The sequence below is a fragment of the Streptomyces sp. NPDC048196 genome, assembly GCF_040652715.1.
In the GTDB taxonomy this organism is placed as follows: Bacteria; Actinomycetota; Actinomycetes; order Streptomycetales; family Streptomycetaceae; genus Streptomyces; species Streptomyces siderophoricus.
This window is the reverse complement of the sequence record NZ_JBEZMM010000001.1, coordinates 49900-76565: the sequence shown is the minus strand read 5'-3', so window position 1 is coordinate 76565 and position 26666 is coordinate 49900. Positions and strand designations below refer to the sequence as shown.

Genomic DNA, 26666 nt, shown 5'->3' with positions numbered 1-26666 from the left:
ACCGTGTAGCCCCCGACCACATCGTCCCCACCCGCAGGGCTCAGCGCCGCCACCACTGCGCGTTCTGGAACGCCCTCGGGTGGCCACGGAGGCGTGCCGTGAGCGATGAGCCGAGCCTCATGCGCGGGCGAGGAGGGCGGTGGCCTGGGCGTAGAACCTCTCGTCCGCCGCGGTGTCGTGGCGGAAGCGCGTGCGGGTGGGCCGGCCCGGGTTGTCCAGACGACGTGGGTCGGCCAGCTCGTCGCGCAGGAGGACGGCCAGTCCGGGTGGCAGTGGCGTGGCCGGGTCCTCGCGATCGAGTCCGGCGGCGATGACGGAGCGGACCGAGCGATCGGCCTGCCACGCCGTGAGCAGCGCGGCGTCCGCGGCGGTCCGGTCCGCGGCGGGCCGGTCCGCCGCGTTGCCCGTGCCCGCGGTCATCGCCCGGAGGGCCAGCGCCGCGCGGGCGGCGGTGAGCGTGCCGGCATGCGGCGCGTCGAGGCAGGCTCGGACGGCGGGCGCCAGTGGGGTCGTCGCGGGGCCCATCACCGCAGCCAGCTCCAACGCCTCGTGACCGGCGTGCCAGTCATGGGTGTTCTCGACGGTGTTCTCCACGGCGGCGGTGAGCACCGGCAGTATCTCCGCCGCGTCCTGTCCGGCGTGCCACAGCGCCCGAGCGGCACCGACCCGGGCGTACGGGGAGGGGTCGGCGAGGAGGCGGCACAGCAGCCCTGTGTGGTCGGCGGCGTCGGGACCGATGCCGTCCGGTGACGCGAGAAGGTGGATTCCGGCTCGGTGCAGTCCGGTCCCCTGCTTCTCCGCCTGCTCGGCGAGTGCGTCGAGGAAGGGTGCGATCACGCCGGCGGATTCGTCGAAGCCTGTCGACCGCAGCGCGGACAGCAGACGGGCGGCCTCGTCCAGAGCGTGGTCGTCCCCCGGTTCCTCCGCCGTTCGCTCGGCGATTTGCTGTAGGCGGGCCCCCAACTCCGGCACCATCCCGGCGGCATGCGGGCCGAGGTCCCGGCACCAGCCGGGCAGCCCCTCAGGGAGCGCCCTGCCGTACAGCAACTCCCCGAGCAGCCGGGCGCCCCGCTCGTCCTCGGCGGCCACCAGGAGCTGGAGGCACTCGCCGCCGGCGTCCCGCTCCCATCCGTGACCGGTGCGGTAACCGGAAGCGTCGGCGATGCGGTGGGCGGCGTCCAGGATGCCGGCGGTCAACGGCAGGCAGCAGCAACGCAGTTCCTCGGCCGCGGCAGCAGCGGTGGCCGCGCTTACTCGTGCTTCCGAGCCGGGGGCGGCTGCGGTGACGCGTGCGTCCGAGCCGGAGGTGGCTGGACTGACTCGTGCGTCCGGGCCGGGGGTGGCCGCGGATCCGGCGTCGTCGGCCGTGCCGTCCTCGGTTTGCGTCTCCATGGTCTCGGCGTACGCCGCGAGCACCCCACCGAGGAGGGCCGCCGCCTCCGCCGCTTCCGGCTTGGGCACTCGCCAGCCGCCGTAGAGCTCCCTCACCCGGTCGAAAACGTCGCTGCGCACGCAGGGCGCGGTACGCCGCAGATCGTGCAGCACCAGCCGATGGCGGTCGTGCAGCCGATCGCCGAGCGCTCCGTGGAGGTCGTGTACGGCGTCCACCAGCCGCGCCTCGATGGCCCCGGGGTAGGCCTGCGCGCGCAGGTCGCGCAGGTAGGAGAGCATCGTGCCGGAGTCCGGGCCGCTCTCCGGGGGCGGCGCCGGCCGACCGCTCGCCCGGTCGAGGGCCGCGATGGCCCGGTCGGCGACGTTCGGCGGCAGCGCGTCGGGGGCGTGCGCCGCGAGGGCGGTGAGCGCGGTGAGGACGGTGGCTGGATCCTCCGTGAGGGCCGATGCCTTCGCGCGATCCGAAGCCTTCGCGCGACCCGATGCCTTCGCGTGATCCGATGCCTTCGCGAGGTCGGACGTCTCCGCGAGGGCTGGCGGCTCCCCGGTGCGGTCCGCTCCGGAGTCGGGGCCGGTCGTGGCCTCGTCCGACTGCGCCCCGGTGGCGAGGCGGCGCAGCAGGTCGACCGCCTCTTGGACATGCCCGGTCCGCTCGCCGACCCCGGTGCCGCGGCCGGCCTCGTGGTCGGTGAGCCGGCCGAGCAGGTCGGCCAGGTCCTCGACGAGCGACTGCCGGGTGGCCGGGACCGGTTCGGCGCGCAGACAGCCCGTCAGCGCGGGCAGCAACGCCTCCGGCTCGTCGGCGCACCGCACGAGGAACGTGGCCGCCGCCGCCCGCACGTCCGGGTCGGCGTCCGTGAGCAGCCGCACCATCGACGGCACCGCGGTGGCCAGCGCCCGCCCGGCGAGCAGTCCGTGGGCGCACGCGTACTCCTCCCACCACTCGTCCGGCTCCCACCCGGCGGCAGCCGCCTCGGCGAGCGCCGCCTCCGGGTCGGGCATGGTGTCCCCGGCCTCTTCGGCAGCAGCGTGCGCGGTGGCGCCGATGCTGGTCAGCAGACCGATGACGGGGCCCCGGTCGGGCGCGCCCGGGTCCTGCACGAGGGCCAGGAGGTGGGGTATGCAGGCGAGCGTCGAGTCGTACACGTCACCCTGGTGGTGCACGCCCCCATACAGCGCGTCCAGCGCGCGCTCCCGGGTCACGGCGTCGTCGGACCGCAGGTCGTGCAGCAGGCCGGGGACGTCCTCGGCGGTTCCGTACGCGTGCGTCAGCTCGGCCCAGTCCACGTCGTTCATGTCGCAGAAAACTAACAGCGCGACGAGGCCGTGGGCCTCCCGGGCCCGGGTAACGGGATCCGCGCTACCCGCCCCTGACGCGACCCCCGTTGACCGGGTGGACGTCGGCGAGCGCGGATCCCGGTGTGGGAACCACTCCGGCGCTCCGCGCCCGTCTGATCGACGGGAAAATGCTTTGCCCTTGCCTGAGGGCGTTGTTACTGTCACGCGGCGCAGGAAGCGCGTGATCACGGGACAAGGGAGGTTGATGAATATGGCCGCCGACGGCTCTCTTCAGCATGCCCTTCTCCGGCCCGCCGCGTGAGCAGAGCGCGGCCCGGGTCGTTCCAACGACCAGGAGTGACACATGGCTTCCTCCCTCACATCCCCCCACGCTGAGCTGACCACCGACCGCCTCGTTCTCCGGCCCTGGACCGCGGCCGAGGCCACCGCAGCCCTCGACGACACCAGGTCGCCCCATTGGGCCGACGACTTCCCCGCCGAAGGCGACCGAGTCATCGCGGGCCTCCTCGACCAGCACCCCGGCTGGCTCGGCGAACACGGCCACCGCCTGATCATCGAGCGCGCCGGCGGCCTGGTGGTGGGCTCCATCGGCCTGTTCTGGCCGCCCAACGAGGGGATCCTCGAAATCGGCTACGGCATCGTGGCCTCCCGCCGCGGCCGGGGCTACGCCCCTGAGGCCACGCGTGCCCTCGCCGCGTTCGCGCTCACCGTGCCCGGCGTCCACACCGTGGTCGCCACCGTGGAGTTGTCGAACCCGGCCTCCGTCCGCGTACTGGAAAAGGCCGGCTTCCAGCACTGTTCGACCGAGGAGAACGTGGCCCGCTTCAGGGTCACGAAGCTGAATCCTCACGACTGATGACCCCGTGGGTCGGCGGCCTGCCGCCGACCCACCCGGTCGCTGGTCGCTCAGTCGGGTTCGTCGGCGCGGAGGATCAGATCGAGCAGCCCGGGGAAGCGCGCGTCGAACTCCTCCCGGCGCAGTCGGTTGACCCGCTTGGGCCCCTCGTCGCGCTGTTCGACCAGTCCGGCGCCGCGCAGGACCGAGAAGTGGTGACTGAGTGCGGCTTTGCCGACCGGTACGTCGAAGCTGCCGCAGCTACGGGTCCAGTCGGCGGAGCCCGCCAGCTCGCGGACCAGCGTCAAACGCACGGAGTCGGCGAGCGCGGACAACGCGGTCAGGAGGGAAACGTCCTCGGGATCGGTGTGCACCGGCGCCGCGCGGTGGCTGCTGCCCTCAGTCTGGTTCGCCATATCCCTCTCCTCACCGTGCGCGTCGCGTCGTCGCCGGACACCTGTGTGGCCGGCCGCTTGCCGAGTGTTCGATGAGCATCGTACAGTGCCAGTGTTCGCTTTCCATTGAACACTCTGTCGAAGGATGCGTCCCACCCATGCGTGCAATCGAGTTCCAGACGTACGGCGGCCCCGAGGTACTCAAGGTCGTGCAGGCCGAAGCCCCCTCCCCGGGGCCGGGCCAAGTCACCATCGACACCGCCTATGTGGGCGTGAACTTCGCGGACCTCAAGGCACGCGCCGAGGGGTACCGGGTGGCCTCGCTGCCGTTCCGGCCAGGTCTGGAGGTCTCCGGACGGATCCGGGCCGTCGGCCACGGCGTCGAGGGGCTGCGTCCGGGGCAGGAGGTCGTCGCACTCGTCAACAGCGGCGCCTACTCGGAGGTGGTGGCCGCCGAAACCACCACTGTCTTCCCGCTTCCCGAGGGCCTGGACCTACGGACCGCGGCCGCGCTGCCCACCGTATTGCCGACAGCGCATGCCCTGCTCCACGAGGTGGGGCGCCTGCGCGCCGGAGAGAGCGTGCTGGTGCACGGCGCGGCAGGAGGTATCGGCACCGTGGCCGGACAGCTGGCCCGGGCGGTCGGCGCGGGTGCTGTGTACGGTGTGGTCTCCTCCACGGCCAAGGCCGGGCACGCCCTCAAGCACGGCTACGACGAGGTATTCACCGCCGACACCTTCGCCGACGACATCCGCCGCGTCACCCGCGGCAGGGGCGTCGACCTGGTACTCGACCCGGTGGGCGGCGATACCCTCCGCCGCGGGCTCGACGCGCTGGCCGTCTTCGGCCGCCTGGTCTCCTTCGGCAACGCCGGCGGGGCCGAGCCGTGGCAGGTCGGACAGCCCGAGCTCTACCCGCAAGGCCGTTCCGTCGCGGGCTTCTCCATCCTGGCGCTCGCGCAGTCGGCACCCGAGGCGCTGCGCTCGCTGGCCGAACGGGCCTTCCGCACCGTCGTCGACGGCACCGTGGCGCTCCCGATCACCGCGGAGTTCGCCCTGTCGGACGCGGCCGAGGCCCACCGGCTGATGGGCGGGCGCACCTCGACGGGCAAGCTGCTGCTGCGCACGACCGACTGAGCACAGCGCAGCGGATCCCCGACGCTGTGCTCGCGGTCGAGCCAGACGCCGTCGTCAGGGGGGCATCGCTGCACTCCCGCGGCCGTTCTGGGCGCCGCACCCTCCGCTCGCATCATCCCTACAGCGGCACCTGCCCCTCCGGGTCCTGCGACAGGAACTCCGCGACCAGATCTGCCGGGTTGGCGGCTCTGGTCAGGGTGAACATCTCGTCGGGCTGGAACATGTCGTAGAGGATCACCGGCACCGGCCGTCCCAGTCGTGCGGTGATCCCACCGCCGGTGTGCAGCTGCCGCGCCAGGTCGACGCAGAGTGCGTGGAACCCTTCGTCGAGGCGCTCGTTCCGCGCATCCCGCTCCGGGCCGGTGAGTTCGTCGCCGTCCTCGTACCACAGGCCCTGCGCCCTCGCCTCCCGCCGGTGCAACTCGGCGCCGAGTGGATCGAGTTGGCGATGGTGGCCACAGATACGTATGCCCTCCAGCCCGGACGAGGGGAAGTAGGCGTAGTGCCAACGGGCGTCCCAGGGGTCCGGCGGGCTCGGCGTCGCCAGCAGTCGGCTCACCTCCGCGTCGGTGTTGTAGCCGATCGCCAGGTATGGAAAGCGCGGGTCCTGGTCGACGCTGTCGATCCGGAACGTGACGGCATAGATCCCGGAGGCCGGTTCCTCGCGGAACTCCGCCAGGGCACGCGCCGCCCTCTGCACCATGTGCTCCCGGAACGTCATCAGTTGCTCTCTCCGGGAACAGAGACGGATGGCCAGGCAGATGGGAAGCCGTGGAGGGAAGAGTGGAGGGAAAAGCCGGGTCGAGAAGCCATGTTGCTCAAGCTAGCGTGCGTTGGAGGGTGTGGGTCACGCTCAGCAGCCGCCCGGAGCCGAATCGTCGCCGCTGCTGCGCCCCAGATACCTTTCCGGCGTGAGCAAGACAAGCAAATCTCCTGCGGACCCGTACGACGACCGGCCGACGGGCCCTCCCACGGCCCCCGCGAACGCGCACGCCACCACCGCTCAAGCAGCCACCGGTAGGCAGCGGAAACTCCCCTCATCGCCGGTGAAAAAGCCGAGTTGGGATGCCTGGGCCGCCGGCAAGTCGGCAGGGATGATCCTGCTGATGCTTCCCGTACTGGCCGTGGTGGCCTTCGTCGCGCAGATCCTTGAGGCGCTGTATTACGCGGCGTTGTGCGTCTTCTACGTGGTCACCAGCCCGTACTGGATCAGCCGGACCGTCTGGCGGGCCCTCCGCCCGGTGCGGACGGCCGAGCACGCGGCCCGCCGGACCGAGGCGCGGGAGGCCATCAGCGCCACGTCGAAGGGCTGCGGCTGTGTGCTGGCCGGCCTGGCGATTCCCGCGGTGATCATCGTCGTGGTGGCGCTCGCCAACTCCTGAGCAGCAACTCCTGACCAGCGACTCCTGAGCAGACCCGGCCGGGCCGGACGATCCCGTTCTGCGCCCCGGGAAACCCGGCGGGTGCGCTCAGGAGGGTGGAGTCGACTCCGGCAGGGAGGCGGCGGCGAGTTCGAACAGGGCTTCCTCCGGAGTGTCCCGGACCGGTGTGGTGTAGCTGATCCCCGTCAGGTCGAGCAGTCTCCGGACGGTCGGTGACACGGCGGCCAGATGCACACTCCCGCCGACCTGCCGGGTGTCGTTGTGCGCCCTGATGATGACGTTCAGCCCCGAGGAATCCATGAACGGAACCTCCCGCAGGTCGAGCACGAGATACCGCCGGCCGTGCGCGAGCTGATTGGCGAGCTGGTGGTGCAGGGCGATACCGGTGTCGGTGTCGAGCTCACCGCGCACCGCGACCATCGCGGTCCGCTCGTCGATGACGGTGACTTCCACGCTCAACAGATCGGAATCAGACATGTGTGGGGCTCCCTCACTGTGTCGACAATGCGCTGTGTCCTCGCGCATGCGCTGTGCCTCGCTCATGCACCGGGTCCTCGCGCATGTGCTGTGTCCTCGACTGTGTCCTCGCTCGCCGAGTGGACACCGAACACCCGGTCAGGGGCGGTCGGACGGTTCGTTCGTGGTCTTCCGGGGGATCCGCTCCAGCAGGCCGCGCAGGTCGTCGGCGTGTTCCTCCTCCTGCGCGAGGAGTTCCTCGAAGACCCTGCGGGTCGTCGGATCGCCGTCACCCAGCCACTGTGTGATCTCGGTGTAGGAGGCCACGGCCACGCGTTCGGCGACCAAGTCCTCCTTGATCATCTCGACCAGGTCGGTACTGGCGTCGTACCCGGCGTGCGCACGCTTCGTCAGGGTGTCGGGGTCAAAATCCGGTTCACCGCCGAGCTGGACGATGCGCTGGGCCAGTTTGTCGGCGTGCTGCTGTTCCTCCGCGGCGTGTTCCAGGAACTCGGCCGCGACGGGCTCCGAATACAGCCCCGACGCCGTGTAGTAATGCCGCTTGTACCTGAGCGTGCAGACGATCTCCGTGGCCAGGGCCTCGTTGAGCACCTGGAGAACCCGCTCCAGGTCCGCGCCGTAGGCATCCGTGATCGGGCCCTTCTCGATCTCCATGCGCGCTCGCTCGCGGATGGTTTCGATATCCGTGAGGAATTCAGCCATGACCTTCTCCGGTCCACCTCTCCGTCCGAACCGTCACCCGTGCTCCGGGGGAATTCCCCTCACCTCGCTGGGAGATCCAGTCACTGCGATTCCGCGAACCGGGAGAACGGATGTCGGATGTCGTGCTTGATCTGTGCCGATGCATCGCCTGCCCCGATGATCAGGGGCTATTCCTGGTTCCTCGAACGGGACCCGCGTCACCGGTCGGCCGCCGGACGACTTCCGGGCAGGCGCGGAAAGGGAGTTGGGATGCGCGGTGAGTGCCTGGTGGGCCGGGCCGCCGCGTACGCGCTTGCGGCGTTCAGGAGGGTGCGAGCCCCCGGCCGGGACGGCCCGTCCTCACATCCCGGTCATTCCGCCGCCGGTCAGGCCCGGGGCCAGCGCCGGAACCCAGACCACGGCGACGGCCAGTGCGAGCGAGGCGATCCCCACGGCGCGGGCCACCAGGCGACCGGCCGGAACGAGCTTCTCGGCGGTGATCACGGCGGCCAGCACCACCATGGCCCACAGGTTCATCAGCCCGAACGCCGCCAGCAGCACCATCAGCGACCAGCAGCAGCCCAGACAGAAGGCTCCGTGGTGGGCGCCGGCACGCAGATCGCGCGAGCGCCCCGGGTACGAGGCGTAGCGCAGCATCAGTCCGAGCGGTGAGCGGCACCTCGCCAGGCAGCGGTCCTTGAGCGGCGTCAGCTGGTAGACGCCGCCGACCGCGAACACGGCCGCGGCTGCTGCGGTCCCCACCCCGGCGGGGAGGCTCGCCGCCCGGCCGAGGCCGACGGCCAGCGCGTAGGCCGGCAGTCCGGCCGCGGCCCAGACGATCAGGTAGGCGACCGTGAAAACGGCCATGCGCGACGCCCGGTGCACGGTGAGGGTACGTGCGTACAGCGCGGCGACGGGAGCCGTGGCGGGCAACATCATCGCGGCCATCATCAGCGTCCACACGGCCAGGAAAGCGGGCAGGCCCAGGCCCATGGTGCCGGGCATCGCCGGCATGCCGCCCCAGCGCGTCACCACCCAGACCCACGCGGCGGCCGCCGCGACCAGCAGCAGCCCGGAGGAGCCCGCCGTGCCGCGGGCGGTGACCGGTCTGCCGGTCACGCCGCCCACGTGAAGGGCGCGTAGTGTCCGTTGCCGCCGGTGAAGTCCCAGGACCGGCCGTACACACCCGCGCCCGTCGCCCGGGTGGACCGGGCGATCGTCAACGTGCTGCTCGCCGGATGGAACATGCCGGTCAGACTCATCACCGGGCCGTCCTCGCCGTACTGCGGGGCGACCTGGTCCTCGATCTCGATGTCGATGGCGTCGCCCACCCGCGCGGCATGGCGGCGGCCGTCGTCGCGGTAGGCGATCGGAACGCGCTGCACGCCGAGGACCCCGCCGATGAACGGAGTGAGCACCGACATCGGCCCGCCTGCCTGGCCGGAGAAGATCTTGCCCAGCGCCTCTGCCTGACCGTCGTCGGCCGAAGCATCGATGTACAACGCCACCTGCCAGTCACCCTCGGCCATCACCCGGGGCCCGTCGACGAAGACGGCGACGCTGCGGTCGGACACGTCCACGCCGTCCACGTTCCCGCTGTCCACATGGAACGCGAAGGTCACCTGGCAGCGCTCGTGGTCGGCCGGAGCGGTGAGGCCCGAGGTGGTGCACGGGCACACCACGTCGCAATTGCAGCTCTCCAGGTACGTGCCGGTCAGATTCCAGGACATGGCTCTTCCTCCCTGTTTTCGCGTCCCCGCCGCGAAGGGAATGCATCGGGCTGTGCGCCCCGTCCCGGTGTCGCTCTCTTCCATGCTATTCCCGACGGTCCTGCGTCGCGCAGATCCGCTGCCAGGCGATCACCGGCTCAGGTAAGCACTGACTCAGGTAAGCACCGACTCAGATGATCACTGGCTCGGGTAAGCACCGATTCGCGTGATCACAGCAGTCACGAATTTCGTGGGTCTGCTCCTCGCCGGACGAGGAGCAGACCCGCGTCGCTCTCCCCCGCGCTGGACGCGTGGTCACCGGATGAGGGAGCGCAGCACCGGGATGCTGGCGCCGGCCGCCGCCATCCCAGCGACGACCGCTGCCGCGACCGGCGTCCCGGCCAGAGCCGTCAGACAACCGACGACGATCCCGATGACGACGGACGTCAGCAGCACGACGGTGGTGTGCACGGACAAGAACGGCGCCTCCGGCTCGGGCTCGGCCCGGTCGGTGGAAGGCGCAGGGACAGCTGGCGAGTGGTTTGAGTTCGACATGCCTCAACTCTGGCCCGGAGCACCGCCATGACCTGCATCGATCGAACGAACCCGCAAAGCGCTGATCAGCTCGGTACAACCGTTCAGCAGCGGTCGTGTTCAGTCGAACACTTTCGCGTTCAGGCTTGTTCAGGAAAGTTCACGTCCGTTCGTCGGGGGAGCTCTAACCTGCTGTTCCGGGACGCAACGGGGAGCAGAGCGTGGTCGACCAGCAGGTGGCAGAAGGCAGTTACGAAGAGGCGCTCGCGGACTTGGGGACGCGTCTGACGCGGCTGAAAGCACAGCGGGGCCGACCCTCGCTGCGCAAGATCGAAGCGCGCGCGAAGAAGTTGTTCGGCGAGGCGACTTCGTTACCGCTCGGGACCCAGAGCGCCGCGTTCAACGGCAAGCACGTCAGCATCGACACCCTCATCCTCCTCGTGCGCACCCTGCTGTCCTGGGACGAGTACGGGGAGGAATGTGCTCCGCCCGACCGCAGAGCACCGGCGCTGGACGAATGGCGCACGCGATGGACAGCTGCGACCGCGTTGCAATCGAGGCGCCGAAGTACCGCCCTCCTCACGCCGATCCCTTCCGAACGGCCGGAGCAGGACGCCGTCATGGATCGGGAACGCCCTGAAGGGGACTCGACGCCTGTGCCGTCCCTGCGCCTGCGCGACAAGTACGGCCTGCCGATTGTCGACGGCAGCCGCGCCGTCTACTGCCTGGCTTTCTCCCCGGACGGGCGCTGCCTGGCGGCCGGCGGCGCAGACGGGACGATTCAGCTCTGGGACACCTCCACCACGCGCGGTGGAGGCGACGCGAAGCCGCTCGGCGCCCCGCTCACCGGACACCTGGGGCCGGTCTACGGGGTGCACTTCTCGCAGGACGGGCGGTACCTGGCGACAGGTGGCGCCGACGGCTCGGTGCGCCTGTGGGACACCTACTCGCGGGAGCCGGTCGGCGACCCCCTGGCGGGCCACGACGGTGCTGTCCACGCCGTCCGGTTCCGAGGCAACGGAAGCCAGGTGGTCGCGGCCGGCGCCGACGGCACCGTCCGGCAGTGGCTTACGTACTCGCTCAAGCCGTACGGCACACCACTCGACGGGCTGGGCACCCCGATCATCGCCCTGGCCACGCCCGGCTCCGGTCTCGCGGCCGGTGACGCCAACGGCCTGGTGAGGTGGTGGGCCCGGGACTCCGACAAGCCCACCCGGTTCCTGGCGGGACACGGCCCGGTGTTCGCGATGGCCGACCAGGCATTCGCCCTCGCTGTCGGGCACGCAAGTGGGACGGTGTACGTGAGAGACACCAGCCAGCACGACGCCGCCAAGGTGATGACCTTGAGCCCTCCCGGCAGCGCCGTGTACGCAGTGGCGATGCTTCCCGGGAGCTCACGTCTGGTGGCGGCAGGGAGCCATGACGGCACGCTACGGGTATGGGCCCAGGAGGACGAGACGGGTCCGTTCGTCGCAGAACTGCACGAGGGCCCGATCTTCGCGGTCGCCTTTTCCCCTGACGGCACGTTCATCGCTACTGCCGGCGCCGACGGAGACGTCCAGCTGAGGAACTTCACCGTGGAACTCCTCGGTAAGGCCCTGCACGGCCGGCGGGCCTTCGCGCTCCCGACAGCCGCCCGCCCCACGACCTCCCGCACTCCCACTCCTGCCGGGGACGACCACCCGCAGCCGGAGGAACCGCTTGGCACGAGCGCGGTGCACTACGCCCTGCGGCACGGCCACCACGTCGCACTCCCTCCGCTGCACTGCCCGCACAGCGTCCGAGCGGTGATGTTCTCGCCGGACGGCCGTCTCCTGGCCACCGGAGCAGAGGACGGATCGGTGCAACTGTGGGACCCCCTCACCCGCGAGCCCGTCGGTGCCCGGCTCACCCAACGCGGCGGAATGGCCCGGTCGTTGGTCTTCTCGCCGGACAGCCGGTTGTTGGCCGCCGTGCACACCGGCAGACCCGTCCAGCTATGGGACACCGCGACCCATGAACTCGTCGGTGAGCTTCCTGCCCCCACCGGCTCGATCAGGTCAGCGGCGTTCTCCCACGACGGCAAGGTGCTGGCGACGGGCGGCACCGACAGCGCGGTACGCCTGTGGGATCCCGCCACGCAGGAGGCCGTCCGGGAACCGCTCATCGGCCACGGAAGCCCGATCGAGTCGTTGGCGATCTCTCCAGGCGGCCTCCTCGTCGCCGTCGAGCGCGGCAACAGGGCGTGGATGTGGGACATGGTCGCATGGGAACTGACCCCGGCCGACAACAGCCTGCAGCCGTTGCTCAGCGCCGGGCCCTCCGTCACGGCCATGGCCCTCTCGCCGGACGGCCGGGTCCTCGCACTGGGTGGCTTGATGGAGGGGGTGCGGCTCTGCAACCTTCAGACCCGCCACCGCACCTGGACGATGATCCACGGCAGCCATGTACCGAAGGTCCTGGCACCGAAGGCACTTGCTTTCTCACCGGACCAGAAATGGCTGGCCGTCGGAGGCGAGGAGCACTCCGTGTGGTTGCTGCGGACGGACGGGGGCGACGGGGTCGGCGCGGAGCTCACGGGCCACTGCGACACCGTGCGCGCCCTCGCGTTCTCACCGGACAGCTCACTGGTCGCCACCGCTTGCGACGATCGGCGGGTACGGCTGTGGACAGTCCCTCACCACCGGAAGCCCGAAATCGACACGACGCAGACGTCTTGAGTGCCCGACGGACGAGAAAGCCCACCGCCATCGCCGAAGCCGCCAGGTAAGCACCGGCCCCGTCCGTCGCTGCGTGACGGGGCGGTCCCCGGGTATCCGACGGTTTACGGCGGGCGAGGGCCTGCCCCGGAGGGAGGGACCCAGAATGGCCGTCGCCAAACGCAGCGTCCTGGTGCTGGATGCTGCCGAACCTGAGGAACTGGCCGAGTTCTACGCCCGATTCCTCGGCGGCGCGTCACGCGTCGGCAGCCACCCGGACTACATCGAGATCGTCGAGTCCGCGGGCGTCCGCATCGTCGTCCGACGGGACCACGGCGCCGCGCCGCCGAGCTGGCCCCGGCCGGACACCTCACAGCAGGCACACCTGCACTTCGTCGTCCCGCAGGACGACATGGACCAGGCGGAGCGTGAGGCGATCGACCTCGGTGCGCGTCCGCTGGAGACCCGGGACAACGGCGGGTCGTTCGACATCCGGCGATACGCGGACCCCGCAGGGCATCCCTTCGTCCTGGCCGCCCTTGAGGGCCACGGGACCGCGTAACTGCGGTCACGGCCCGGTCGGATTACCCACCACCGAGCCGCCAGCCCCCCCCAGCGCCTTCCCGAGGTGCGATCCCCCGTCACGCCCCCTACCAGGCCATTCATCGCAGCGGCTCTCGCCGGACGCCGGCAACGACCGCGGTCACGACCTTGCGGACGGTCGCCGGCCTCCGACGGCGTGCTGTGCCGGTCGGCGCACAGCAGGTGCACGGCCCCGATCAGCGATCAGCGTCGGTGCGAGCGTTTCCACGTCGGCGTCTGCGGTGATGCGGTCGAGTTCAGGCTCGGCGGTGAGGTAGGAGGCGATTGGGGTCGGGGCATCGGTCAGAACGGGGAGGCCGGTGGGTCCGGGCCCGGCTCCGTCCATACCGCTCAATGGATGCCTCGCACCCGCCACATAAGAAATACGTGAAAGGAAAGGTGTGACGGCGGGAGGCGCGGGCACACGCCTTTTGGAGGTTGATAACTATGGTTCCCCTTCTTCTGGTTCTGCTTCTTGCCCTGCTTCTTTTCGGCGCCGGATTCGCGCTCAAGGCCCTGTGGATCGTGGCTGTGATCGTGCTCGCGGTGTGGTTGCTGGGCTTTGTCGTACGTTCGGCCGGACCCACCGGAAAGCGGGGTCGCTGGTATCGCTGGTGACGAGTGGGGGCCAGTGAAAGTCCAGTGAAAGGGCTGGGCCCCGGCACTGTTGGTGCCGGGGCCCAGCCCTTTGGCCGCCGGGTAGGCGTCCCTGCGCAGACATTCCCGTTCCCTTCCGGCCCACATAGACCGAAAACGGTGGTGAAGTACGGCTGTGAAGCACGTCTTCACGGGTAAACGGCACTCGATGTCGATCTCCGCGAGAGAGGAACTGCTGTGCTGAAGCCCCATCCGGCAATACTGCGGGATCTTGTGAAGCAGTACGAGGAGCTCCGTGCCCAGAGCTCGGACCGGAGTTCGCCGGAGATCAGGCGCCGCACGGAGGACCTCGCCTACACGCTCTGCGTCTCCACCGGAACCCGGACCGTCGAAGCGGCCCTGGACTTTGCCGCCGAACAACTCGAAGCGGATCTGGCGGAGTCGGCGTACGCACCGGGCGCCCCGTCGGTACTGCCGCTCGCCATCTGAGGACTTCCGGCTGTTTTTGGTCTCCGGCCGGACCGGCAGGAATTATCGGCCCGACAACGGACACCAGAGAGGTATGGCCGGCGGGTCCGGGAGCGCGGACACGAAATTGTCGATGAATCCCGATGAGATCGGTTAAAGGAGAGCCCGATGAGTGCCGAGGAAAAGGCCAAGGCAAAGGCCGAGCAGGTCACCGGAAAGGCGAAGAAGGCGGCGGGCCGCGCCGTGGGGAACGAGCGCGTGGAAGCTGAGGGCTCGGCCAGGGAAACCAAGGGCGATCTGCGGGGCGCGAAGGAAAAGGCCAAGGACGCCCTTGATGACTGAGCACTGAGAAAGTGCTGAGCACGGTGAGCAGCACTGAGCACTGAGCACTGAGTACCGCAAAAACGTCGCGCCTGTCGGGTGCGGGTCCGTCCCAAGGGAACTGGCCCGCACCCGACAGGCGTTGTCTTACCCGTGCGCAGACGCCGTCCGCAGACCGAGGGCCAACCGCCTCCGTCGCGGCACGGCATGCGCCGGGACCGCCGGCGCGGTCAGTCCGTGCGGAGCATGGCGGTGCGCAGCTGGGCCAGGCAGCGGTTGAGCAGGCGAGAGACATGCATCTGGGAGATGCCGAGGATTTCGCCTATCTCGGCCTGGGTCATTTCCTGGCCGAAGCGGAGTTCCAGAAGCCGGCGGTCGCGGTCCTCCAGCCGGTCCAGCAGCGGCTTGAGCGCGTGCAGGTCCTCGAAGAGGTACATTTCCTCGTCGTAGTCACCGAGGAGGTCCGCGAGCGGCACGTCGTTGCCGTCGTCCCCCAGGGTGACGTCGATGGACGAGGCGCTGTAGCCGTTGGCGGCGACCTGTCCCTCGATGACCTCTTCCTCCGGGATGTCCAGATGAGCCGCCAGCTCGGAGACCTTGGGGTCCCGGCCCAGCTCGTTGGCCAGGTGCTCATTGGCGCGGGCGAGGTCGACCCGCAACTCCTGCAGCCGCCGGGGCACCCGTACGTCCCAGGTGGTGTCACGGAAGAAGCGCTTCATCTCGCCCGTGATGTAGGGGATGGCGAGGGTGGTGAACTCCACGTTGCGCGACAGGTCGTAGCGGTCGATGGCCTTGATCAGGCCGATCGTGCCGACCTGCATGATGTCTTCGAGATCATCGCCCCGATTGCGGAACCGCCGGGCGGCGTAACGCACCAGCGAGAGGTTCATCTCGATGAGCGTGTTGCGCGCGTACTGGTACTCGGGCGTGCCCTCCTCCAGCTTCTCCAACTGCTCGAAGAACAGGTGGGTCAGTTCCCTGGCGTCGCCCGGGGCGAGGTTCTCGGGCGACTCGATCAGGGGCAACTCGGCGGGCGGAGCGGGTACCGCGGTCGGTCCGTCGACGACACCGATGTCCTGCGCGGTCTCCGCCCTCGCGCTGCTGACGCTCATGAGTGACTCCTTCCCGTTCGTAAGGCCCCGGTCGAGTGAGCTCCTGCCCCGTCGGACACCGAGCATGTACATCTTTTGTGAGGTCAGACGGTGAAGCAGTCGGGGTCGGCCGCCGACCAGTCCGCGGCCCAGTCCTGCGGGGGAACGGCCAGCAGCTCGCCCGGGGAGAGCCACTCGTACAGCTCCTCGTACGAGCGGACGGTGAGCGGGTCGAGGCGGCGGCGCACCATGTGGGGGCGGAGTTCGTCGGGGTGCTGGACACCCATCGAGCCCATGATCTGCAGGGCGCTGTCCACCGTCGCCTTCTGGAAGCGTTGGACGCGCGCGGACTTGTCGGCCACGTCCAGCGCGCGGGCCCGGTACGGGTCCTGGGTGGCCACCCCGACCGGACAGGTGTTGGTGTGGCATCGCTGGGCCTGTATGCAGCCGACGGCCATCATCATGGCGCGTGCCGCGTTGGTGAAGTCGGCGCCCTGGATCATGCGCTTCACCATGTCCGCGCCGGTGGCCACCTTGCCGCTCGCGCCGATCTTGATCCGGTCCCGCAGGCCGCAGCCGACCAGGGCGTTGTGCACGGTGATCAGGCCCTCGGTCAGCGGAGCGCCCAGGTGGTCGGCGAACTCCAGGGGAGCGGCGCCGGTGCCGCCCTCGGCGCCGTCGACGATGATGAAGTCGGGGGTGATGCCCTCCTGGAGCATGGCCTTGCAGACCGCGAGGAACTGCCGTCGGGAGCCGACGCAGAGCTTGAAGCCGGTGGGTTTGCCGCTTGCCAGTGCGCGCATCCGGGCGAGGAAGCGGACCAGTTCGCGCGGGGTGGAAAAGGCCCGGTGGTAGGGCGGGGAGGTCACCGTCCGCCCTTCCGGCACCTCCCGGACCCGGGCGATCTCCGCGCTCACCTTGTCGCCGGGCAGGACGCCGCCGATGCCCGGCTTCGCGCCCTGGGACAGCTTCAGTGAGACGCACTTGATGCTGTCGTGCGCCGCCTTGTCGGCGAACTCGGACGGTGAGAAGGCGCCCTGCGCGGTCCGGCAGCCGAAGTACCCGGTCCCGATTTCCCAGACGAGATCGCCACCGTGCCGCAGGTGGTACTCGGACAGACCGCCCTCCCCGGTGTCGTGGGCGAAGCCGCCGAGGGCGGCACCGCGGTTCAGGGCGAGGATCGCGTTGGCGGACAGCGAGCCGAAGCTCATCGCCGAGACGTTCAGCAGCGCCATGTCGTACGGCCGGGTGCAGTCCGGGCCGCCGAGCCGGACCGTGGGGTGCCGGTCGGGAACCGGCTTGGGGGCCATGGACGGCACCATGAACTCGTAGCCGGCGGCATAGACGTCGCGTTCGGTGCCGAAGGGCTCCTCCGCCTCGGTGCCCTTGGCGCGCTCGTAGACGAGGCTGCGCACGTCGCGGTCGAAGGGCCGGCCGTCGAAGTTGCGCTCGACGAAGTACTGCTGCAGCTCCGGCCTGATCGCTTCCAGCGCGAACCGCAGATGTCCGATGACCGGGTAGTTGCGCAGCACCGAGTGCCGACGCTGCGCCAGGTCGGCGGCACCGACCGCGCCGAGGGCGAGGAAGACCAGGGCCGGCGGCCACCACCAGGGCGATGCCAGCACCGCCGCCGCGACGAGTCCGGCGGCGGCCACGAGCAGCGCCGCCACCGAAAGCCACCGGAAGAGGTGGGCAAGAGGACGCATGCGCGCGCCGCCCGGCCGTCCGCCGGAGCCGGCCCGCGAACCGCTGACGCCAGCATTGGTGGTCACCATCAGCTCCCGAGAAGTAGGGCGACGGCCCCGCATCGCGACGGATACCCAGGAACGGGCGGGCTGGACGGGCCGTTCGATCAATGCTGGCCGTTTACCCGCCCGCTCCCGCTTCAGTCGGAGTCGTGCAGGTCGTGGGGTCGCCGGTCGGCGTACCGCCGGCGCACGTCGCTCGCCGGTCCGCTGGAACTCCGCCACGAGCCGGCGGACTCGACGACCAGCACTCCCTACGGGCGCTCCGGGTGCGGCGCTCCGCTGCCCACGTCCGGCCCCGCACACGCGCCCTTCGTCACCCGGCTCCCGCCACACCGCCGCCCGGCTTTCCGCCCGGGGACCCAGCGCGCTCACTCCCACGGCGCCGGGCCGGTACCGGACACCCAGCCGACGAGGTCGTCATGGTCGAAGCAGAGGATGGCGCACTGTTCCGCGTATTCCCGCGCCGGATCGGTGAAGGCGCTGGTGGTGACGACGGCGGCGACATCGGCTCCGTGGACGGTGAAGCAGGTACCGCCGAAACGCTGCAGTTCCTGGGAGCCCACCTTGTTGTCCGCGCCGTAGCGCTTGCACTGGATGACGACGCTGCGGCCGTCGGGTGCCACGGCCACGACGTCCGCGCCGAGGTCGTTGGCGCCGCCGACCACCCGGACGTCCTCGCAGCCGTCGCGCTCGCACAGGCCGGCCACCGCCTCCTCGAACGCGTCGGCGTCCATTTCGGCGTAGTCGTCGATCTCCGGCGGGCGAGGGTCGACGTCCACCACCGGGCAGGGGCCGGCATCCTCCGTCGTTGGCGCGTCGAGCTCCTCCACCGCGCCTGGACCGACGGGCTCCCCCAGGGGTACGAGCACACGTTCCCCGGCCACTCCCCCACAGGCCGCGCACGTCCGCCCGGCCGGCACCCTCCGCGCGGCGGCCCGCCGGAGCCGTCCCCGACGCAGCAGCAGCGCCAGCGCCAGCGCCACGACGACGACCAGCCCGACGCCAACCGCGGGGCCGGGGTGCGCGCTCGCGGCGGCCATGGCCTTCTGCAAGGTCAGGCCCACTCCGGTGACGGCGATCGCGAGGAGCCCGAACGAGAGGGACAGCTGCCGCAGACTGAAGGCGGGCCGACGGCGCGGGGGCCGCGGCCGGCGTATGGGGGTCACCATGGTCTGTTTGCCTCTCCCAACGGTCGACGAAGATCCTTTGGATCTTGTGCCCCCAACTCGGGGCTCCTCACAACAACGGGGAGACCGGGGGAGGTTGCTCTTCCCCGGAGCAACCCGAGCGCTCCGAGCGCTCCGAGCGCCCGGTCACCCCCGTCCTCCCCGGGGCTCTCCCGCCCCCCCGGGGCACCCCAGGCACCCCAGGCACCCCGGGCACCCCGGGCCCCGGGCGAGGCGCCGTGTCAGGGCAATCGAGGGACGAGCACTTGGAGCGCTCCAACCGTGGACCGGCCATCGCCCCGCCGTAGAATCGCGCCTGCGCTGCTCGGCGGGGCCCGGCACCACCACCGCATAAGCACTGCTGGGCGGGCCGTACGACGCCGGCGCAGCGCTCAGCTCCGCAGCGTGTCACCCATAACGCTGTGCCATTCTCCGCACCGAAGGAGCCAGGGCCAGGCAAGCTGAACCTTGCCCGGCCCCTCCCAGTCCGGCCAGCTATCGCTGCCCACCGCTTTCGTGGCCGCCCTTCTGGCCGGCCTCCGAGGCACGCTGCGGGTCATTGGCGAAATTGCCGCCGCTCTCGTGGCCTCTTTGTGGAGCAGCGTCAGCGGTCCCAGCGCGGTCAGCACACGGGATGCGTGCGGCCACCCGCGCCATGCTGGGTCCGTCGCTCACGTCGGGGCGGCGCCTGCCGTGGCCAGCACGAGCCGGTCCACCACTCCCGCCGGCCCGGCCCCACTCCTGCCCCAGGCCCGCTGCCGACTCGCCCCGTCACCGCGGGCCGCCAGCCGTTGGAAAAGCGCTGTGACCTCCGCCAGGTCCCCGTACTGCTCCAGCGCCGGGCGCACGTGGCCCACCAGCCGTTCAGCAACTTCCGACACCGGACGAACCTGCCCGGTCAGGGCATCGAAACCACCGTCGTTCCAACCATCCCGGGCAGCACGCCAACAAGCGGCTCGCAGCACCTCACCGTCCCAACGAGGGCCGGGGTCACCGCGCCGTACCTGTTCCGCTGCGGTGACGACCAGCGCACGGAACAGCACGGCGACCGCGATGGTGTCGTCGATGTCCTGCAGCACGTCCATGGACCGGATCTCCAACGTGGGCAGCCGGGGATTGGGGCGCAGGTCCCAGAACGGCATGCCGGGTTCCAGCATGGCCTCCGTATCGGCGATCAACACGGCGAGCCGCTCATGCTCCTCCCACGAGCCCGCGTACGGCGGCGGTCCCAGGCAGGGGAAGCGGCCTCTGATGACCGAGCGCCAGCTGGCGTAGCCGGTATCACGCCCGTCAAAAAACGGGGAGTTGGCACTCAGCGCGATGAAGGACGGCAACCAGGGCCGCACATGATTACCGGTCAGCACGGCCAGTTCCCGGTCAGGGAGGTGGACGTGGACGTGGAGCGCGCCGATAACGAAGTCATCCAGCATGCTGCGGTACTGCTCCCGCCCGGCCCGGTAACGCGGGTGGTCGCCCACTCGCGGCGGGCCACCTTGCCTGAGCACCGGGGTGCCCGAGGCGCACAGGCACGAACCTCTGGCACGCGCCGCGGTGACCAGCGCCCTGCGTACCCGCTCAAGTTCCCCGCGCAGCTCGCCCGCGGTCCGGCACGGCGGGGTACGCCCCTCCACCTGGCATTCCGCAAACTCATTGGCGACGAGATCGCCGACTACGCGAGAGGCACGAGCAGCGACCCCAGGGCCGGCGGGGACGGCAGCACGCGTGTGAGGATCAACGAGGAAATACTCCTCCTCCACGCCGATCGTGGGCAGGTCACCGGTGTGTGGGGCAGGGGGCATGGAACGGGACTCATCGGTCACTTCTCCAGCATCCCGCGAACTGCCCGTCCTGTCGTCCGGCACACGCGATGCCTGTCAGCCGGGCGCGCCGCATGCTCGCTCCTCCGGACCTATCTGTCTCCTCCGGACCTGTCCGTCCGGTCATGGGCTCACGGGATGGCGGCGCGGAACTTCTTGGTGAGGTCGGCACCCCGTATGACGCCACCTTCCTTGTACTTGAGTCCCCAGGCGTCGATCAGCGATCCGTCGCCGAACATACAGGCGGCGACGGCCTTGTCCGGATGCGTTTCGCCGGGCACCGCCCAGCCTCCGCCGTCGGTCGGCCTCGGGCCGTACATCGCCGTGCCGTTGAGGGTCTGGCAGTAGGCGATGGACGGATTGCCCGGCTTGCCCCCGGGGTCCTTCGGCGCGTGCACGTAGGCGAGGGCGGCCAGGGTCGGTTTGTCGGCAGCCAGTGAGTCGGCCGCGATCATGATCCGGGAGCCGTCCTTGGCGGTGAACGTACACATCACCCGCTCACCGCCCAGCTGGACCATCTGCGTGCCGGTCTTGGTGTAGTAGGGAACTTCCTTCTGCGCGGTGCCACCCTGCTTCTCGCACCATGACACGGCAGTGGGTGCCTTGGACTGTGGCTCCGCGGCGTGGGCGCCTGCGGCGGCGCAGGTGAGCAGGATGAGAGCGCCGACGGCTACCGCTCGGGAGCGTTGCATGCTGCCTCCTGGGGCAGGGTGGGGAAGGCGATCCCACATCGTTGAGCGGCACCGATCCAACCGTCAACGGATGCACACAACTTCCCGTGCACCGAAGCAAGTTGGCGTGATACGTGCCGCCTTACCCACTTGACGAAGCCACCGCGCCCGTCGCGTAGCGAGTGGCGTTACTGTCATGGCGTGTCTCAGGGCGCATCCGACGACAGATCCGACGACAGATCCAACGACACGTCCAACGCCGTATCTCAGAGAGGAGGAGTCCGAATGGACATCGAGCAGGCCCGCGCACGCATTGCCGTCATTCGAGCGGCCGGCGAACGCGTGATCGCAGACGAGTTGGACCAGCTGTGGGCGGTGCTGGAGACCGTGCGGCCGGAGGAGATCCTCGGCTCTTGGAAGGGCTCCGCATTTCTCACCGGGCATCATGTGGAGGACATGTTGGCGCAGGCCAAGTGGCACGGCAAGCGCTTCCACTCCGCTTCCGAGGTGCAGCCGCTGATCTGTCGAAACGACAATGGGGAGTTGTTCTCCCACACCGAGCTGGGCGGCGGCGAGGCAAGCCTGTGGATGGTCGAGTTTCGTGGTGAGTCGACCGCCACCATGGTCTACGACGGCCGACCGGTCCTCGACCATTTCAAGCGGATCGATGACGACACCCTGATGGGCGTGATGAACGGGCGCGGTGTCCTGGACTCTCAGGGTCACCACTTCTACTTCGTCCTGGAGCGGGAGCCCAGCTGACTCCCCCACCCGTACCACCACGAACCCGCGACCGACCGCGCCCGGCGCGCCGGCCAGTCACTCACTTCCGTCGCCCCGTGCGGGCGACGGCCGATAGTTCAGGGGGAACCAACCTATGCGCATCCAGGCAGCCCTGGTGGAGTCCGTCGGCGGTCCCTTCACCCTGCGGGATGTCGACATCGACGAGCCGCGACGCGACGAGATCCTGGTCCGGATCACGGCAGCAGGGATCTGCCACACCGATCTCAGCACCCGGCAGGTCTGGGCACGCCTTCCCATGGTGTTCGGGCACGAAGGCGCCGGCCTCGTCGAAGCCGTCGGCTCGGCCGTGACGACCGTCGCCCCCGGAGACAGCGTGTGTCTGAGCTACCGCAGCTGTGGCACCTGCGGCAACTGCTCCTCCGGTCGGTCCGCGTACTGCCAGGCAGGCATCCACGCCCTCAACGCCGGCGGTACCAGGCCCGACAACAGCACACCCCTGTCCCGGAACGGTTCCCCGGTCTTCGGCAGCTTCTTCGGGCAGAGCAGCTTTGCCACTCACGCACTTGCCTACGAGAGCAACTGCGTCAAGATTCCGGCCGACCTCGACCCGGTTCTCGCCGCCCCGCTCGGGTGCGGAGTGCAGACCGGCGCCGGTACGGTCCTCAACGTCCTGCAGCCGACAGCGGGTTCGACGCTGGTGGTCTTCGGCGCCGGAAGTGTTGGTCTGAGCGCGGTCATGGCGGCGGTTGCTCAAGACGCCTCCGTGGTCGCCGTTGATCCGGTCGCTGCGCGGCGCGCGGTGGCACAAGACCTCGGCGCCGTCGCGGCACTCGACCCGGCTCACGTGGACGACGTGGCGACAACCGTCCGTGAGATCACGCGGGGTGGGGCGCACCACGCCATCGACACCACCGGCCGGTCCGCCGTGATCTCCCAGGCCATCGGCTCCTTGCGCCCGCGAGGGACGCTGGCGCTGGTGGGTATCGGCAAGACGGCCGAGTTCGACATCATGACCGTGATGACCAAGGGCATCCAGCTGCGAGGCGTCATCGAGGGGGACGCAGTTCCCCAGAGGTTCATCCCCCACCTCATCGCCCTCCAGGAGCAAGGACGGCTCCCCGTGGAAAAGCTGATCACCCGGTACCCCTTCAGCGAGATTGAGGCGGCTGCGCGCGCCGCGGCTTCCGGTGAGGTCATCAAGCCGGTCCTCACGTTCGGTTGACCAGTTCCAAGAGTCTGTAGGGGCCGGTGTCTGAAGGCGGGTTCACCAGTCGCACGGAAAAGCCCCGAAAAGTGCTCAGCGAAGTTTTCATCGAGCTGAGCAGTCGTCACCCGAAACCATTTTTTGACGGACTGCATGTCACCCGCGCCGATCTGGCCGCCCCGCCGGGTGATTGCCCGGACGTGCCGTGTGTCACCCGGGCGAGTACTGGCGTCCGTCGCTCGACAAGCTTCGTGCCGGGGGCCCACGAGCCCGCCTTCTCTCAGCGGCCGCTTGGGAGGTCGTCCTGATGGGTGCGACCGCTGCATCGTGGGGCCCTCGCGCTCTTCTAGGCTCACTGTATGAAGATCACTGTGCGACCAGCAGTCGAAGCGGACCGGTCAGCGCTGCTGGCTCTCTACGGCGAACTGAACCCGGACGACGCACCGTTGCCCCAGGCATCTGAAGAGGCGATCTGGGCGGCCATATCGAGGCAGCAGGGGCGGACCGTCCTCGTGGCCGACGCTGACGGCAGCGTGGCCGGAACGGCGGATTGCCTCGTCATGCCGAACCTCACCCGCGGTGGTCGGGCGATCCTGTTCGTGGAGAACGTCGTGGTAGCCAGCTCCTTCCAACGACTCGGCATCGGCCGCCAGCTGATGGAAGCGGCCATACAGCTGGGTGAAGCGGCAGGCTGCTACAAGGTGCAGCTTCTGGCAGCGGACGAGGCGTACGTCCACAGCTTCTACGGAGCGTGCGGGTTCAATGCCCGCGCGCATGGCTTCCGCCACTACATCGCCGCGCACGCGACATGAGGTCGTAGTTGTCATGGGGGCAGCTGGACTTCAGGAAGCCGAACGCCGAGTGCTTGCTCTGCGCCCTCCCTCCATTCCTTGTGTCGGCACTCGGTCTGACCGATGAGGGCACTCGGTGCGCGCTGGGCGCCCTGGTGTGTCTGTTCGGGGGGCGTAGGTCTGGACGAGGTGGGTTTCTTCGGCGTCGCTGGGGCGAGGAGCCGTACGGCTGTGTGGGCGTGGGGATGTGGCGCGCGTGGTGGCCAGTCGGGTGGAGGGGGGGCTCGCCGCTTCTGGGCCGCGCGCCGGGGTCGGCTCGGTGCGCGTCGCGGCTGGCGCAGCGCGGGGCGCGGGGCGGTAGTTGGGGCGAGGGGTCGTGGAGGCGGGCGTTGGTGGTTGCGTGGTGGTGCGGGGCCGGCGCGGGGCATCCGTCGGGTGCGAGGGAGCGGAGGAACGTAACCCGGCGGCTCCCGGCGCTCTGTCATGCGCCCGCACTACTGTGCGCGATGCTGTGGTGGTGACTTGACTGGAGTCATGACGGATCATTCCCGGTTGTTGGGTAATGACCTTTGCAGTCCCATAACACTGGATATGCCAACGTAAAACGTTGTCAGCATGTGCTTGGAGGCACGTCATGGCCGCCCGACCTGTGTTCGCGCGTCAGAACAATCAGCGGCTGCGGTCGCTCATCCAGGAGGCGGCAGTGTCCAACTCCGCTCTCGCCCGGCAGGTGAACGTGCTGGGGCGCGAGCAGGGGCTCGATCTCCGGTACGACAAGACGTCTGTGAGCCGGTGGTTGCGAGGCCAGCAGCCGCGGGGCCGCGTCCCTGCCATCATCGCCGAGGCGCTGAGCAGCAGGCTCGGGCGGACGGTGTCGACCGACCAGATCGGAATGGCCAACGGCAACAGCGTGACCTGCGGCGTCGGGTTGCATTTCGCCGCCGATGTGAAGGATGCGCTGGGACAGGTCCGCGAGCTGTGGCAGATGGACGCGGAGTCGAGTGAGGCGTTGTCCGGTACGACCATGGGCACCGCTGCGTTGGTGGAACCCACCCGGGACTGGCTGATCAGTGCCGTCGACCCGGAGGTGGCGCAGAGCCGCCGGCTGGGGCCACGAGCGGGGCTGGAGGAGGTCGAGATGGTGCGTGTGACGACCCGGGCGCTGGAGGAGCTCGACCACAGGGTGGGGGGCGGCTATGTGCGGCCGGTGGTGGTGTCGTGTCTGAACAGCGTGCTGTCGGGGCTGTTCGCCGGAAGCTACAGCGAGACCACCGGACGCCAGTTGTTCGCCGCTGCCGCCCGGTTGACCGAGCTCGCCGGGTATACCGCGATGGACACCGGCCGGCCCGGGCTGGCGCAGCGGTACTACATCCAGGCGCTGCGGCTCGCGCAGGCAGCGGACGAGAGGTGCTACGGCGGTTATGTGCTGGCAGCCGGGCTGAGCCGGCTCGCCGTTGACGCGGGCTGTGCCCGGGAAGCGGTGCAGCTCGCGCGGGCCGCCCAGGAAGGGACGCGGGGGCAGGCGCCACCGGCCGCGCAGGCGCTGTTCTACGTGGCCGAGGCCCGCGGATACGCGCTGCTCGGCGATTCGCGGACCTGCGGGATGCTCAGGGACAAGGCCCTGGAGGCGATGGCACATGCGGATCCGGTCGACGCGCCTGAATGGCTGGCGCACTTCGACCGGGCCTATCTGGCTGACGAGTTGGCGCACTGCCACCGTGATCTGCAGCAGCCCCGGCAGGCTGCTCGCCGGGCCGCCGAGGCGCTCGCCCGGCATCCGCGGACGCGGGTGCGCCGCCGGGCGATCGATCTGCTGCTGCTGGCGTCGGCGCAGGTACAGGCCGGTGAGGTGGAGGAGGCGTGCCGGGTGGCCGAAGAGGCCGTGGGGCTGCTGCGGCAGCTGCGGTCGGCGCTGGGCAGGAAGTACCTGGAGCAGTTTCTGGCGGGGCTCCGTCCCTACCGAGATACCAAACCTGCCAGTGAGTTCGCCGTCCTGGTGCAGGAGTGCGAGGCACATCTGCCCACGCAGCGTGCGTCCAGTGACTGACGGGCCCGGGAAGTGGCGCCGGCAGCCAGGCAGATCGTCCCGCTCCGGAGGGGAGAGAGGGAGTCGAACCTGTCTGGCCGTCGACCGTCGCGGCCGGTGCGCGGAGCACGGGGCGCGGGCAGCGGGAGACGCCGGTCATGTGCGGTCACGGCTGCGGGAGGCAGCCGACGGGTGCGCAGGTGGCCAGCGGCACCGTTGCCCAGACCGTGCAGCCGTCGTCGGTTTCCGTCCGGCGGCCCCACTGCAGGCAGGACTTGGCGACGAGTTCCAGCCCGCGGCCGTTTTCCTGGCCGTGGTCCGGGTAGCGTCTGCGCGTCACCCACGGGGTCCCGCCGCCGTCGTGGACCTCGATGTGTACCTGCTGCGCGGATCTGCGTAGTCGGCAGGTGATGCGGAGGGCGCCGGAGTGCTGGACGGCGTTGGTGACGAGTTCGGACAGGGTGAGCAGGATGAGGTAGCGGGTGTCGTCGGCCTGGATCTGCTGCCCGTCGAGCCAGGCACGGGCCAAGGCGCGGCAGACCGGCACCGAGCGCTCCAGTGGTGGCAGGCTGAATGCGGTCTGCTTGCCGGAACGCCAGTGGTCGGGTGACATGACCGTGGCCTTCGCTTCGGGCCAGTTCTCGATCTGGTGGGCCGTCAGTTCAATGCCGGCCTCTTGCATGATGGGTAACACGACTACCCCTTTCTCAGGTTCCTCTCGGACCCCCGTACCCATTGGAGAACCCTCAGGCGGAATAACGCCCGGGATTCCTCGACTGCTTTTCCACATTCATTGAAACAGTACGGAGGGCGTTACGGAAGGCGCATCGTGCAGCGCAAAAAGGGGTGCGGAGACATGGGGAAGCGAAATACTATCACCGCAAGAAAACGTTGTGCGGGAGTGGCGGGAATAGAGAGTAAT

At 69.7% G+C, this 26666-nt stretch carries 27 protein-coding genes and 1 pseudogene; 12 read left to right on the top strand and 16 right to left on the bottom strand.

The annotated features are described in order from the left end of the window. Positions 1-117 precede the first annotated feature (117 nt). Positions 118-2688 (bottom strand): HEAT repeat domain-containing protein, encoded by a 2571-nt coding sequence (locus AB0E02_RS00350; protein ID WP_362134328.1) that lies wholly within the window; start codon positions 2686-2688, stop codon positions 118-120. Positions 2689-3034: 346 nt separating this feature from the next. On the opposite strand from AB0E02_RS00350, the gene AB0E02_RS00345 reads away from it, so the two are divergent. Further along, positions 3035-3547, top strand: coding sequence for a GNAT family N-acetyltransferase (locus AB0E02_RS00345; RefSeq protein WP_362134326.1), 513 nt, complete (start codon positions 3035-3037; stop codon positions 3545-3547). Between the two features lie 50 nt (positions 3548-3597). Here the strand turns inward: AB0E02_RS00345 and AB0E02_RS00340 are convergent, their stop codons facing one another. Further along, positions 3598-3942 (bottom strand): transcriptional regulator, encoded by a 345-nt coding sequence (locus AB0E02_RS00340; RefSeq protein WP_362134324.1) that lies wholly within the window; start codon positions 3940-3942, stop codon positions 3598-3600. A 137-nt stretch (positions 3943-4079) separates the two neighbouring features. Between AB0E02_RS00340 and AB0E02_RS00335 the strand changes: the two genes are divergently transcribed. Beyond that, positions 4080-5057: a zinc-binding dehydrogenase gene (locus AB0E02_RS00335; protein WP_362134322.1), complete on the top strand. Its 978-nt coding sequence runs from the start codon at positions 4080-4082 to the stop codon at positions 5055-5057. A gap of 118 nt (positions 5058-5175) precedes the next feature. Here AB0E02_RS00335 and AB0E02_RS00330 read toward each other — a convergent pair whose 3' ends face one another. After that, the gene (locus AB0E02_RS00330) at positions 5176-5778 is read right to left on the bottom strand and encodes a hypothetical protein (protein ID WP_362134320.1); all 603 of its coding nucleotides are present in this window, start codon (positions 5776-5778) and stop codon (positions 5176-5178) included. A gap of 325 nt (positions 5779-6103) precedes the next feature. On the opposite strand from AB0E02_RS00330, the gene AB0E02_RS00325 reads away from it, so the two are divergent. Continuing rightward, positions 6104-6439, top strand: a complete 336-nt coding sequence (locus tag AB0E02_RS00325; RefSeq protein ID WP_362134318.1) for a hypothetical protein — start codon at positions 6104-6106, stop codon at positions 6437-6439. A gap of 87 nt (positions 6440-6526) precedes the next feature. On the opposite strand, the gene AB0E02_RS00320 is transcribed toward AB0E02_RS00325, so the two are convergent. The 5 genes from AB0E02_RS00320 to AB0E02_RS00300 all read right to left on the bottom strand — a co-directional run bounded on the left by AB0E02_RS00320 (position 6527) and on the right by AB0E02_RS00300 (position 9861). Continuing rightward, a complete protein-coding gene (locus AB0E02_RS00320) occupies positions 6527-6916 on the bottom strand; it encodes an STAS domain-containing protein (RefSeq protein ID WP_362134316.1) in 390 nt (129 codons plus the stop codon). A gap of 138 nt (positions 6917-7054) precedes the next feature. Next, on the bottom strand, positions 7055-7618 hold the full coding sequence (locus AB0E02_RS00315; RefSeq protein ID WP_362134314.1) for a ferritin-like domain-containing protein: 564 nt from the start codon (positions 7616-7618) through the stop codon (positions 7055-7057). A gap of 339 nt (positions 7619-7957) precedes the next feature. After that, positions 7958-8716: a DUF2182 domain-containing protein gene (locus tag AB0E02_RS00310; RefSeq protein ID WP_362134312.1), complete on the bottom strand. Its 759-nt coding sequence runs from the start codon at positions 8714-8716 to the stop codon at positions 7958-7960. Beyond that, entirely contained in the window at positions 8713-9327 is a 615-nt protein-coding gene (locus tag AB0E02_RS00305) for a DUF1326 domain-containing protein (protein WP_362134310.1), read from the bottom strand. Before AB0E02_RS00305 ends, AB0E02_RS00310 begins: the two co-directional genes overlap by 4 nt. A gap of 294 nt (positions 9328-9621) precedes the next feature. Beyond that, entirely contained in the window at positions 9622-9861 is a 240-nt protein-coding gene (locus AB0E02_RS00300) for a hypothetical protein (protein ID WP_362134308.1), read from the bottom strand. 200 nt (positions 9862-10061) lie between these two features. Between AB0E02_RS00300 and AB0E02_RS00295 the strand changes: the two genes are divergently transcribed. Together AB0E02_RS00295 and AB0E02_RS00290 are read left to right on the top strand one after the other, a co-directional pair. Further along, positions 10062-12539 carry a WD40 repeat domain-containing protein gene (locus tag AB0E02_RS00295; protein WP_362134306.1) on the top strand — a complete coding sequence of 826 codons (2478 nt, stop codon included), beginning with the start codon at positions 10062-10064 and terminating at the stop codon, positions 12537-12539. Positions 12540-12684: 145 nt separating this feature from the next. Continuing rightward, the gene (locus AB0E02_RS00290) at positions 12685-13080 is read left to right on the top strand and encodes a VOC family protein (RefSeq protein ID WP_362134304.1); all 396 of its coding nucleotides are present in this window, start codon (positions 12685-12687) and stop codon (positions 13078-13080) included. Positions 13081-13180: 100 nt separating this feature from the next. Here the strand turns inward: AB0E02_RS00290 and AB0E02_RS00285 are convergent. Next, positions 13181-13425, bottom strand: a pseudogene (locus AB0E02_RS00285) (TetR/AcrR family transcriptional regulator); the annotation flags it as partial. 122 nt (positions 13426-13547) lie between these two features. Between AB0E02_RS00285 and AB0E02_RS00280 the strand changes: the two are divergent. From AB0E02_RS00280 to AB0E02_RS00270, 3 genes are all read left to right on the top strand, one after another. Next, complete coding sequence (locus tag AB0E02_RS00280; RefSeq protein ID WP_030410393.1) at positions 13548-13718, top strand: hypothetical protein; 171 nt, start codon at positions 13548-13550, stop codon at positions 13716-13718. 216 nt (positions 13719-13934) lie between these two features. Then, positions 13935-14186, top strand: a complete 252-nt coding sequence (locus AB0E02_RS00275) for a DUF5133 domain-containing protein (RefSeq protein ID WP_362134302.1) — start codon at positions 13935-13937, stop codon at positions 14184-14186. Positions 14187-14333: 147 nt separating this feature from the next. Beyond that, positions 14334-14507, top strand: coding sequence for a CsbD family protein (locus AB0E02_RS00270; RefSeq protein ID WP_362134300.1), 174 nt, complete (start codon positions 14334-14336; stop codon positions 14505-14507). A gap of 209 nt (positions 14508-14716) precedes the next feature. Here AB0E02_RS00270 and AB0E02_RS00265 read toward each other — a convergent pair whose 3' ends face one another. The 6 genes from AB0E02_RS00265 to AB0E02_RS00240 all read right to left on the bottom strand — a co-directional run bounded on the left by AB0E02_RS00265 (position 14717) and on the right by AB0E02_RS00240 (position 21000). Further along, positions 14717-15598, bottom strand: coding sequence for an RNA polymerase sigma factor SigF (locus AB0E02_RS00265; RefSeq protein WP_362134298.1), 882 nt, complete (start codon positions 15596-15598; stop codon positions 14717-14719). 83 nt (positions 15599-15681) lie between these two features. Further along, positions 15682-17283 carry an FMN-binding glutamate synthase family protein gene (locus AB0E02_RS00260; RefSeq protein WP_362135514.1) on the bottom strand — a complete coding sequence of 534 codons (1602 nt, stop codon included), beginning with the start codon at positions 17281-17283 and terminating at the stop codon, positions 15682-15684. 410 nt (positions 17284-17693) lie between these two features. Further along, positions 17694-18494, bottom strand: a complete 801-nt coding sequence (locus AB0E02_RS00255) for a restriction endonuclease (RefSeq protein WP_362134296.1) — start codon at positions 18492-18494, stop codon at positions 17694-17696. Positions 18495-18986: 492 nt separating this feature from the next. Then, the gene (locus AB0E02_RS00250) at positions 18987-19148 is read right to left on the bottom strand and encodes a KGG domain-containing protein (RefSeq protein WP_362135512.1); all 162 of its coding nucleotides are present in this window, start codon (positions 19146-19148) and stop codon (positions 18987-18989) included. 14 nt (positions 19149-19162) lie between these two features. Continuing rightward, complete coding sequence (locus tag AB0E02_RS00245) at positions 19163-20311, bottom strand: glutamate--cysteine ligase (protein WP_362134294.1); 1149 nt, start codon at positions 20309-20311, stop codon at positions 19163-19165. A 128-nt stretch (positions 20312-20439) separates the two neighbouring features. After that, positions 20440-21000, bottom strand: coding sequence for a hypothetical protein (locus AB0E02_RS00240; RefSeq protein ID WP_362134292.1), 561 nt, complete (start codon positions 20998-21000; stop codon positions 20440-20442). A 264-nt stretch (positions 21001-21264) separates the two neighbouring features. Here AB0E02_RS00240 and AB0E02_RS00235 point away from each other — a divergent pair, with 264 nt between their 5' ends. The 4 genes from AB0E02_RS00235 (at position 21265) to AB0E02_RS00220 (ending at position 25765) form a co-directional block, all read left to right on the top strand. Further along, the gene (locus tag AB0E02_RS00235; protein WP_362134291.1) at positions 21265-21741 is read left to right on the top strand and encodes a DUF4334 domain-containing protein; all 477 of its coding nucleotides are present in this window, start codon (positions 21265-21267) and stop codon (positions 21739-21741) included. A gap of 115 nt (positions 21742-21856) precedes the next feature. Continuing rightward, entirely contained in the window at positions 21857-22945 is a 1089-nt protein-coding gene (locus tag AB0E02_RS00230; protein ID WP_362134289.1) for an NAD(P)-dependent alcohol dehydrogenase, read from the top strand. Between the two features lie 341 nt (positions 22946-23286). Beyond that, complete coding sequence (locus AB0E02_RS00225) at positions 23287-23739, top strand: GNAT family N-acetyltransferase (RefSeq protein WP_362134287.1); 453 nt, start codon at positions 23287-23289, stop codon at positions 23737-23739. Positions 23740-24352: 613 nt separating this feature from the next. After that, the gene (locus tag AB0E02_RS00220; RefSeq protein WP_362134285.1) at positions 24353-25765 is read left to right on the top strand and encodes a transcriptional regulator; all 1413 of its coding nucleotides are present in this window, start codon (positions 24353-24355) and stop codon (positions 25763-25765) included. A 145-nt stretch (positions 25766-25910) separates the two neighbouring features. Here AB0E02_RS00220 and AB0E02_RS00215 read toward each other — a convergent pair whose 3' ends face one another. Continuing rightward, positions 25911-26438, bottom strand: a complete 528-nt coding sequence (locus tag AB0E02_RS00215; RefSeq protein WP_362134283.1) for an ATP-binding protein — start codon at positions 26436-26438, stop codon at positions 25911-25913. Positions 26439-26666: the final 228 nt, after the last annotated feature.